Source organism: Polyangium sorediatum (assembly GCF_029946465.1).
In the GTDB taxonomy this organism is placed as follows: Bacteria; Myxococcota_A; Polyangia; order Polyangiales; family Polyangiaceae; genus Polyangium; species Polyangium fumosum.
In genome coordinates this window covers 83,937-93,191 of sequence record NZ_JARZHI010000042.1, presented here as the reverse complement: position 1 = coordinate 93,191, position 9,255 = coordinate 83,937, and the positions used below count along the sequence as shown (strand labels likewise).

The 9,255-nt window shown below is 70.2% G+C and carries 5 protein-coding genes; 1 reads left to right on the top strand and 4 read right to left on the bottom strand.

The window, feature by feature from the left end; genetic code table 11:
• Nucleotides 1-303: 303 nt before the first annotated feature.
• Nucleotides 304-852 (bottom strand): hypothetical protein, encoded by a 549-nt coding sequence (locus QHF89_RS33615; RefSeq protein WP_136970566.1) that lies wholly within the window; start codon nucleotides 850-852, stop codon nucleotides 304-306.
• Nucleotides 853-989: 137 nt separating this feature from the next.
• Nucleotides 990-2,555 carry a sigma 54-interacting transcriptional regulator gene (locus QHF89_RS33610; protein WP_136970565.1) on the bottom strand — a complete coding sequence of 522 codons (1,566 nt, stop codon included), beginning with the start codon at nucleotides 2,553-2,555 and terminating at the stop codon, nucleotides 990-992.
• Nucleotides 2,556-2,788: 233 nt separating this feature from the next.
• On the opposite strand from QHF89_RS33610, the gene QHF89_RS33605 reads away from it, so the two are divergent.
• Nucleotides 2,789-4,195 (top strand): cytochrome-c peroxidase, encoded by a 1,407-nt coding sequence (locus QHF89_RS33605; protein ID WP_136970564.1) that lies wholly within the window; start codon nucleotides 2,789-2,791, stop codon nucleotides 4,193-4,195.
• Nucleotides 4,196-4,286: 91 nt separating this feature from the next.
• Here the strand turns inward: QHF89_RS33605 and QHF89_RS33600 are convergent, their stop codons facing one another.
• On the bottom strand, nucleotides 4,287-4,700 hold the full coding sequence (locus tag QHF89_RS33600; RefSeq protein WP_136970563.1) for a pre-peptidase C-terminal domain-containing protein: 414 nt from the start codon (nucleotides 4,698-4,700) through the stop codon (nucleotides 4,287-4,289).
• Between the two features lie 331 nt (nucleotides 4,701-5,031).
• The gene (locus QHF89_RS33595; protein WP_136970562.1) at nucleotides 5,032-9,228 is read right to left on the bottom strand and encodes a serine/threonine-protein kinase; all 4,197 of its coding nucleotides are present in this window, start codon (nucleotides 9,226-9,228) and stop codon (nucleotides 5,032-5,034) included.
• Nucleotides 9,229-9,255: the final 27 nt, after the last annotated feature.

The window sequence follows — 9,255 nt, the reverse complement described above, 5'->3', positions numbered from 1 at the left end:
CGGGGCGCTGCCCCGGACCCCGCGGGGGGCTGTCCGCCCCCTCGACCCCGGACCAGCGAGGCGCTGGACCCAGGGTTGAAAAACTGCGCGGTGCGCAGTTTTTCAAACAGGCCGACGAAGAACCCAGCCGAACCAGCAGCGCGGCTGTCTTGGTGGGGAACGCCGCTGCCGGTCTTGACCGGGCCTGTTCGATGAACTGCGCATCGCGCAGTTCATCGAGCTTGGGTCCAGCCCCTGGCTGGTCCGGGTGCAGGGGCGGACAGCCCCTGCTGGGGCCTGGGGCAAAGCCCCAGCGAGGCGGCTCTATTTACACGCCGCTTCGAGCTCCTTGGCGGCCTTGTCCCACGCGGCCTTTTCTTCCTCCGACCACGCGCCCGGATCCTTCTGCGTGAGGGCGGTCCGCGCCGCCGCTCGTTTCTGCTCGATGGACGCGAAGGACGCCGACGCGCCGTGCATCTTCGATTCGCCGGGCGAGATGACGAGCGTCACGACCGAGCCCACGGCGCCGAGGCCCGCGGTCACGATGCCCGTGATGCCTGTCACCGTTTTGAGGGTGTCGGGAGAATCGATCACATACGCCCCGACCCCGCCGACGGCGCCGCCCACCGTCCCGACGCCGCCCGTGATCGAGCCCATGATGGTCTTGAACTTCTGCTGTTCCTGCTTGGCTTCCTCGTAATCGTAGAGGAGCTGCGCCTGGCGCTGGCCACAGACGCGATCGGCGCGCTCCGCCTGCCGCGTCACCTCCTCCGGCCATTGCGGCTCGCCGGTGATCAGCGGCTCGCTCGGTCGCTTGAGCGGGGTCGTCGCCGTGGTGCTGGAACACCCGATCGACACCCCTGCGAGCACCATCCCCGCAACAACGCCCACCCCATCCCCCCAATGTTTCCCCATCCATTTCCCCATGGAGCCGACGGTATCACTGGCGGCGCGCGGCAAACAAGAAGGCCCGCGGAGGGCCGACGCCGCCGAGCACCTTTTCGTCTCCGTCAAGCATTTGTCTCCCGCCGCAATCCCAGGCGCTTCATCCGGCTTTGAAGCGTCGTGGGGGGCAGGCCGAGGATCTCGGCGGCACCGCCTTCCCCATAGATACGGCCGCCCGTCGCGCGGAGCACCCGCTGGATGTGGCGCCGCTCATTCTCGGCGAGCGACACCAGCGCCTCCGTGGCCCCGCTCTCGCCGGAGGCGGGTCGCTTGCGGGCGGGCGGCGCGAACAGGGCGAGGTCCGCCCGCTCGATCGTGCCCGCCGCCGCCCGGATCGCCCCGCGCTCGAGGATATTCGATAACTCGCGAATGTTGCCCGGGTAATCGTGCTGGCGTAGCGCCTCCTCGGCCCCCGCGGAGAGGCGAAGCGACGCCTTCCCTACCCGCGCGGAGAGCTCCTCCAGGAGGACCCGGCAAATGGCAGGGAGGTCCTCCATGCGCTCGCGCAGCGGCACGAGGCGCAGCGGGTAGACCGAGAGCCGATAATAAAGATCCCCCCGGAAGCGGCCCGCGGCGACGGCTTGTTCGAGGTCCACGTGCGTCGCCGCGAGGACCCGCACGGAGACCCGAATCGGCTGCTCCGCGCCCACGGGCAGGACCTCGCCTTCCTGCAATGCGCGCAGGAGCTTGCCCTGGAGATCGAGCGGCAGCTCGCCGATCTCGTCGAGGAAAAGCGTCCCGCCGTCCGCGGCGCGAAAGAGGCCGGGGCGGGCCCGCAGGGCGCCCGAGAAGGCGCCGCGCTCGTGGCCGAAGAGCTCGCTTTCGAGGGTCCCCGAGGGCAAGGCCGCGCAGTTCACGGGGACGAACGGGCGCTTGCCGCGTGGGCTTTTTTCGTGAATGAAGCGCGCCAGCCGCTCCTTGCCGGTGCCGGTCTCGCCGATGAGGAGCACGGTCGAGCTCGTCTGCGCGACGAGGACCGCCTGCCGCGCGAGCTCGCGCACCTGGGCATTGTCGCTGTCGCCGAGCACGGAGGCGTCCTCCGTGATCTCGCCGATGCGGCGCGCGAGCGCGGCGGCCCGCTCTTCGCTTTCGAGGCTCGCGCGGGCGAGCTTCTGGTTTTGCCGGATGCAATGGATCGAGAGCGCGAGCAGGCGCCCGAAGACCTCGGCGAGATCCACGACGGCGCTCGGATAGTGTCCGCAGCGCGCGCGGTCGATCGACATGACGCCGAAGACCTCGGAGCCCGTCACGAGGGGCACGACCATGCATGCGTGGCCGTGCGGAAAGTCCATGAGGCCATCAAAGAGATCTCCGTCGCCGTGGGCGTGATCGTCCTCCGTGAAGACGCGGCTGCGGCGCTCCTCGATGGCGAGCCGAAGGGAGGGAAACCGGTCGAGGTGAATGCGATACGCGTGGACCTCGGGCCGGAAGAGCGAGCCGCGCCCGGCCCTCGCGCGGAGCAAGGGGCCTTCGAGTTCGAAGACGACCGCGAGATCGTAGGGCGCAATGCGGCCGAGCCATTCGAGGCCCCGCTGCAAGAGCTCGTCGAGCGCGTCGGGCGTCCCATCCGCGAGCTGCGCTAGGTCCGCGAGCTCGTGCGTGCTCGCGGCGACCCAATCGTCCACGTTCATACGATCCGAGACTATCCGACCCGTCCCGGCGCACGCAACGACCCCTCGGTGTCCGAGCACCGACCGGTCGGTGTCGCGCAACGATATTTCGATGCGCACCGACCCGTCGGTGCGGCGGCGCGCGGCATGATCGAAGGAAATCGAGGGGTTACCGGTTTGGGCACGCTGGTACGTGCTGTGCCCGTCACGCCCCGGAGGGGGGCGTAGGGCCACGAGGCGTGAGGAGGACGAGCATGAACTTATCTACGGAGAACGGACGACGGCGCATGAGCGCGTCACGGGTGCTTTTGGGTGTGGTGGCGTCGGTGGCGCTGCTCGGTGCTTGCGGCGGGGAGAATGGCGAGGGCACGGGGCCGATCGCGCCCGGCCTCGATCAAGAGCTCACGGCGCTGCTCGAGGCCGAGGGCGTGCGGCCCGTGGAGAAGCCTGCGGCGCAGGATCCGGGGCTCGTCGAGCTCGGCCAATTGCTCTTCTTCGAGAAAGAGCTGAGCGGCCGGCGGAACATCGCCTGCAGCACCTGCCATCACCCCATGCTCGGATCCGCGGACGGGCAGAGCCAGTCCCGCGGCCAGGGCGCGACGGGGCTCGGCCCGCAGCGGGTGCACGGGGACAAGAGCCTGTTCTTGGCCCGCAATACGCTCTCGATCTGGAACCGAGGCGTCAAGGGCTGGGATACGATGTTCTGGGACGGCCGGCTCGGCGGCAATCCGACGGACGGGTACATCTCCCCCGCGGGCGACGACACGCCGCAAGACTTCTCGAATGCGCTCGCGGCCTTCTTCATCATCCCGATCACGCCGGACGAGGAGATGCGCGGCTTCCCGGGCGAGCTCGACGTGAAGGGGAACATGAACGAAATGGCCGACCTCACGAACGACGATTTCGCGAAGATCTGGCCGCTCGTCGTGGCGCGCGCGATGGCCGTCCCGTTCTACAAGGACGCGCTGCTCGCGGCCTTCCCGGGCAAGACGGAGGCCGATATCAACGTGGTGCACCTGGCCGAGGCGACGGCCGCGTTCATGACCGACGCATTCACGGCGCTCGATACGCCGTTCGATCGTTATCTCGCAGGGAACCACGGCGCGATGTCGGACGCGCAGAAGCGCGGCGCGCTGCTCTTCTACGGGCGCGCGAACTGCGGGTCGTGCCACACCGGCGCGCTGCAGACCGATTTCGGCTTCCACAACATCGCGGCGCCGCAGGTGGGCACGGGCAAGGGCGACGAGGCGCCGCTCGATTACGGGCGTGGGCGGATCACGCTCAAAGAGGAGGATCGGTTCAAGTTCCGGACGCCGTCGCTGCGCAACATCGAGCTCGAAGGGCCGTGGATGCACAACGGCGCGTACGCGAACCTCGAAGACACGGTCCGGCACCACCTCGACCCCGAGGCGTATTTGAAGGCGTACGACGACAAGCAGGTCGAGCCCGAGCTCTGGGGCACGTACCAGAGCAGCGAGGAGACGCGGAAGCTCTTGCTCGCGTCGATCGATCCGCTGCTCAAGGTGGAAGGCGCGCGCCTCACGGACGCCGAGGTCTCGGATCTGATGGCCTTCCTGTCGGCGCTGACCGATCCCGCGACGTTGAACCAGCTCTACCTGATTCCGGAGAGCCTCCCGAGCGGCCTGCCCCTCGACGATTGACGGCTGGGCTCGGGACAGGAAGCGCAGCGTTCGTCCGAGTGAAGAAAGGGGGACTCGTGGAGATCCCCCTTTCTTTCGCAGAGGCGCAGGATCAGGTATCGCTCGACATGATGAGCCTGTAGTCGGCGACGACTCCGATATTCCACACGCCAACCCACACGCGATACGTGCCGAGCTGAGGGCTCGTGATCTCGATCAGAGGCTGCCCGTTCCCACCGTTGTCGTCGTCGCAGCGGTAGGAGCCGTCGGGGAGCTGGACGACGAGGACGAGATCCTTACTGGACTCGGTGCGCAGCCGCAGGGATGACCGAGCCATGTCCAGGCTGAACTCGTAGTCGTTCTCGTCCACGATATACCCAGGGCACCCAGACGAACGGTTGGACGCCCGCGCGGTCCCGGCCGCCGTTCCGACCACCGTCACCGGCGCACCGGGCAACGGCGCCGCGTGAGCCGAAAACGCGCTCATCCCCGCCACCACCACCAGACTCATCGCATTTGCCTTCATTCAACGCCTCCTTCCGACCGAGAAAGAAGCAATGGATACGCCACAGCAAAACCGGCCTCGGGAGGAACATGTGCGCCGCCCATGCTCCGCGCCTCGGCGCGCTGGTGGGTACACGAGGAGCAGTCAGGAGAGAGGCTCCCCTCGCGAGGGGGACCATTCCGCGACGTGGGGCATTGCGGCGTTCGTCCTCTGCGGCGAGACCTGAGAGCCCCGTCAGGGAACGTATTCGTCGGTCCGCGCGCCGTGCCCCGGCGTCGACGGGGTCGAGGGGCCTCCCCTTCGAACGCTTCGCGCTCGCCACGGGCCCGGCGCCCGGGCGCCCCGCTCGCGCTCACCCCCGAGCGAAGATCGCCGCCACCCGCTGCCGGAGCGAAGCATCCGCGGACGACCCGAGGCTCGCCTCGGTGTCGGCCGCGAGCGACGTGATCCGATCCACGCGCCCCCGCGCCCGGAGCAGCCCCGCGAGGCGCTCCACCACGTCGATCCAAGGATCCCCGCCCATCGGCCGCGCCAGCCTCTCGGCCTCCTCCGTGTGCTCCAGCGCCTCGCCCCCGCGGCCCGTCTTCTCCGCGAGGTCCGCGAGCAAGAGCCGACACTTCACGGCGCGCCCCGAGAGCCCGAGCTCGGTGCACAACGTGAGCGCGCGGAGCGCTTGCACCTCGGCTTCGAACAGCTCCCCTTTTTCACGCAGGTGATGCGCCAGGTGAAACCCCGAGTGCGCCTGCGCCAGCACGTTGCCCTCGCGCACCGCGAGCGCGTGCACGGCCTTCTGATCCTCGATCGCCTCGTCGAGCCGCCCCATCGCGGCGAACGTCATCGCCCGGCCGCTGCGCGCCGCGACCTGGCCCCACACGGCCGCGAGCGGATCGCCCTCCAGGGCGAGCTGCTCGCCGGCGCGGATCGCCGCCTCGAACACCTCGATCGCCGCGTCGTACCGCCGCACGTCGCGCAGCAAATTGCCGAGGTCGTGGCCCGCCCGCACGACCGCGGGCAGGTTGTCCGACCCCCGGAGCGTCTCCCAGCCCTTCTCGGCGAGCGCGAGGCCTTCTTCGATCTTGCCCTGGCTGCGGAGCTGAAAGCCGCGCGTGCACAGCGCCTGCGCCGCGTCGAAGGGCCGGCCCGCGCGGCGGAAGAGCTCCTCGGCCCGCTCGAGCTGCGCGACGGCCTCGGGCCAGCGGGCGCGCTGGTGTGCGGTCTCGGCGCGAAGGAGATGGCAACGCGCGCGCACCGTGAGCGCCTCCTCACGCGTGTCGTCGCTGAGGAGCGCGAGGCTCTGCTCGACACGCTCGCCCGCCTCGTCGAAGCGGCCGAGCCAGAAGAGCGCGATGCCGAGATCAAAGAGCGCGCGGGCCGCGGCGAGCGGATCGTCGTCGCGCAGGCGGCTGCGCAAGGTCTCCGCGGTCATGAGCGCCTCGACCGCGTCGGCGAACGCGCCGAGGGCCACGGCGCGGTGGCCCGTGAGGCGCGCGTACTGCACGATGCGCTCGACCTCGTCGGTCTGGCTGTAGTGATGGAACAACGCGGGCAGGTGCGGCGCGAGCTTGCCGGCGTGCAGGCGCTCGATGGCCGCAGCGGCCAGGTGGTGCAGTACGCGCTTGTTGTCCATGAGCACCGTGCCGTAGATGGCGTCCCGCGCGAGCACCTGTCGGAAGGCGAACGTCTCCTCGCCTCGCTCCTTGCGATGCGAGAGGATACCGCGACGGACGAGCTCGTGGAGATGACGTTGCGAGGTCCGCTCGTCGCCGAGCGCAGATGCAACGGCGTCGAAAAGATCCGCGCTGAACTCGACGCCGAGGATGCTCGCGTACTGCAGCGTGGTGCGAAGCTCGGGCTCCAGCCGATCGAGGCGCGCGAGGAGCATGCCGACGAGCGAGGAGGGCACCGTGAAGCGCCGCAGGGCCGTGGCGTCGGCCGTGACCATGCACTGCTCGCGGAGCGAGAGCGAAAGCTCCTCGGCGAAGAGAGGGTTTCCCGCGGCCCGCTCGACGAGCAGGCGCACGACGTCCGCGGAGGGCTCCTCGCCCGCGAGGAACAGAGAGATCTCGCGGATCTCGCCGTCGGTCAGCGGCGCGAGCGGGACACGCGTCACGGCGACGTGCTCGGGGAGCGTCGCGATCTCGCCGTCGCGGCTCGTGACGAGGAACACGACGGGGAGCGTGGAGCGGTAGCCGCCGAGGACACGGCCGAGCAGGTCGAGGCTCGTCGCGTCGGCGCGGTGCATGTCGTCGAGCACGCAGAGGACGGGCCTGCCCGGCCTTAACGCGCTGGCCCTCCGCGCGAGGGCTTCGAGCAGGAGCGTGAGCGTCTGCTGGACGCGGCTCTGGAAGCCCTCGGGTCCGTACTGCTCGACGAGGTCGTGCCCGCCGAGGCCGAGGAGAAAATCGACGACGGGCGCCTTGGCGATGAGCTCGCTCCGGCGGGCGTCCTCGAGCGCGGCGGCGAGGGCGCCGATCTCGGTCGTCGTCTGGAGCGCGTCGATCATGGTCGCGCCGGGCGGGAAAAAGACGCGGCGGAGGAAGGCGACCCAGGCGCCGTAGGGCGCGGCGGAGGCGGGGTGCGCGCGCACGACGAGGGTGCATCGCGCGTCGTCGGCCTCGACGCGCCGCAGGAGCTCGTGCACGAGGCGCGACTTGCCAACGCCGGGCCCGCCCGTGACGAGCCCGAGGTGCAAACCGCCACGCGCGCCCGCTTCGGCGAGCAGGCCTTCGAGCGTGGTGAGCTCGGCGTCGCGCCCGACGAAGGGCCGCTCCTCGACCGCGCCGGCGCGGCTCTTGCGCGGGCCCTCGACCTCGGAGGGGCCGAGGATCTCGTAGGCCTCGCTCGGGCGCGCGCGGCCCTTCATCGAGATCGGCCCGAAGTGCCGCTCGGTGAACCTGCCGCCGAGGAGATCGACCGTCTCGCGGCTGACCACGACGGCGTTGAGCGGCGCCGAGCGCTGGAGCATCTCGGCGAGGTTGATGCTCTCGCCCGTGAGCATGGCGTCGCCGCCGCGCGTGACGAAACCCGTATGGATGCCGATGCGCATGGAGAGCGCGCAGCCGATCTCGGTGAGGGTCGCGTTGATCTCGTGGCGCTGATCGAGCGCGGCGAACGCGGCGGTGACAGCGCGCTCGGCGTCGTCCTCGCTCGACGCGTGGTAGCCGAAGACGGCCATCAAGGACTCGCCCGGGGGCCTGTCGACGCGCGCGCCGGCCGTCTCGAAGGCGCGGCCGACGACCTCGGAGATCTGCGTGGCGATCTGCTCGATGTCCTCGGCGCCGAGCGTGCTCTCGCGGGGCTCGTCGAGCGCGAGGCCGACCATCGCGATCGTCAGGTGCCTGCGTTCGCCCTTGCGCAGGCTCGGCCGCGGCATGTCGGCCGCCGAAGCCGCCGCCCCGACCCGCACACGACCGAGCCCCGCGAGCTTCGACTGGATGCCCGCGAGCTTGGGGACGGGCGGCGGCGGCGGGATCGTGACCGTCTTGCTGCGCGTGATCGCGACGGTCGCCTCGTTTTCGAGGCTCGCGCGGCGCGTCGGCACGCTCGACCGTTGCCCCCCGCGGCGCAGATCGTAGAGCACGGCGCGATCGGCGGCGAAGGGCTCGAGGGCGCGCGCGAAGGCCGCGGCGTCGGGGAAACGTTCGATCGGCTCGATGCGGATGGCGCGCATGACGGCCTCGGCGAGGCCGGGCGGGACGTTCGGCGCGGCGGCGGCGAGGGAGCGCGGCGGTTGTCGCTCGGCGAGGGCCGTGAGGTAGCCGATGAGGCTCGATCCGGGCCACGGGCGCACGCCCGCGACGAGCTCGTAGAGCACGACGCCCGCGGCGAAGACGTCGGTCCACGGCCCGATCGCGCCGTGATCCCGGACCTGCTCGATCGCCATGTAAAACGGCGAGCCCACGAGCTCGCCGGGGCGCGTGTTCGGATCGTCGACGAAGTGGGCGACGCCGAAGTCGAGGAGCTTCGGGATCTCGCCGAGCACCTCGCTCCGCGCGAGGAAGATGTTTCGCGGCGTGATGTCGCGGTGGATGACGCCGAGCTTGTGGACCTTGTGCAGGACCTCGAGGACCTCGAAGAGCACGCGCGTCGCGTACGCCGGCGTGAGCGGCCCGTCGGAGAGCCGCTGCTGGAGATCCTCGCCTTCGAGGTACTCCATCACCATGTACTGCGTGTTGTCGTCGAGACGATCGATGTCGAAAATCTGCGGCAGGCGATCGTCGCGGATGCGGCTCGCGGCGAGCGCCTCGTTGCGGAAGCGCTCGGCCATCGCGGCCTTGCCGACCATCTCGGGGCGCACGGTCTTGATGACGACGCGCGAGCCGAGCACGGGGTGCATCGCCTCGTAGATGATCCCCATCCCGCCCGTGCTCATGACGCGGACGATCGGGAACTTGCCGATGCGCACTCCCTTCTCGAAGGCGCGCAGCGCGGGCCCGATCCCGTCGGGCAAGGGGCCGGGCAAGGTCGAGCCCACGCGCGGCGTCCCTGAAAAGCCGCCGGCCAGCGTGTCGTGCTCACGTATGGGGAAGCGCCCCGAAGGGTCCGCCACGCCGTCCTCCGCCAAGACCCGGATCGC

What these genes read in the sequence shown, in the direction of transcription:
- QHF89_RS33615 (WP_136970566.1), bottom strand. Translation starts at nt 852, where the DNA reads ATGGTGCTCGCAGGGGTGTCGATCGGGTGTTCCAGCACCACGGCGACG.
- QHF89_RS33610 (WP_136970565.1), bottom strand. Translation starts at nt 2,555, where the DNA reads ATGAACGTGGACGATTGGGTCGCCGCGAGCACGCACGAGCTCGCGGAC.
- QHF89_RS33605 (WP_136970564.1), top strand. Translation starts at nt 2,789, where the DNA reads ATGAACTTATCTACGGAGAACGGACGACGGCGCATGAGCGCGTCACGG.
- QHF89_RS33600 (WP_136970563.1), bottom strand. Translation starts at nt 4,700, where the DNA reads ATGAAGGCAAATGCGATGAGTCTGGTGGTGGTGGCGGGGATGAGCGCG.